Consider the following 414-nt stretch of genomic DNA (forward strand, 5'->3'; position numbering starts at 1 on the left):
CGACTTCAACGCCCGGCGAAAGAGCCTGGGCATTGTTTCAAGTCCTCAAGAGCAAGGAACTCATCCCGGAGGGCTATGTCGAGCAGCTCACGCAATTGATGGAGCACGGCTGGAGCCCCGAGAACGGCGCCCGTGTGGTGGCCAAGGCATGGGTCGATCCGCAGTTCCGGGCACTGTTGCTCAAGGACGGCACCGCGGCCTGCGCCCAGTTCGGCTACACCGGCCCCCAGGGCGAATACATCGTCGCCCTGGAGGATACGCCGACGCTGAAGAACGTGATCGTCTGCAGCCTGTGCTCCTGCACCAACTGGCCGGTCCTCGGCCTGCCGCCGGAGTGGTACAAGGGTTTCGAGTTCCGCGCACGCCTGGTCCGGGAGGGGCGCACGGTACTGCGCGAGCTGGGGACGGAGTTGC

The 414-nt window shown here is 65.5% G+C and carries 1 protein-coding gene; it reads left to right on the forward strand.

The genetic code is table 11. The annotated features are described in order from the left end of the window. Positions 1–32: 32 nt before the first annotated feature. On the forward strand, positions 33–414 hold a 382-nt coding region (locus FCS21_RS16575; RefSeq protein WP_222928012.1), incomplete at its 3' end, for a nitrile hydratase subunit alpha.

This window comes from Colwellia ponticola, assembly GCF_005885605.1.
In the GTDB taxonomy this organism is placed as follows: Bacteria; Pseudomonadota; Gammaproteobacteria; order Enterobacterales; family Alteromonadaceae; genus Colwellia; species Colwellia ponticola.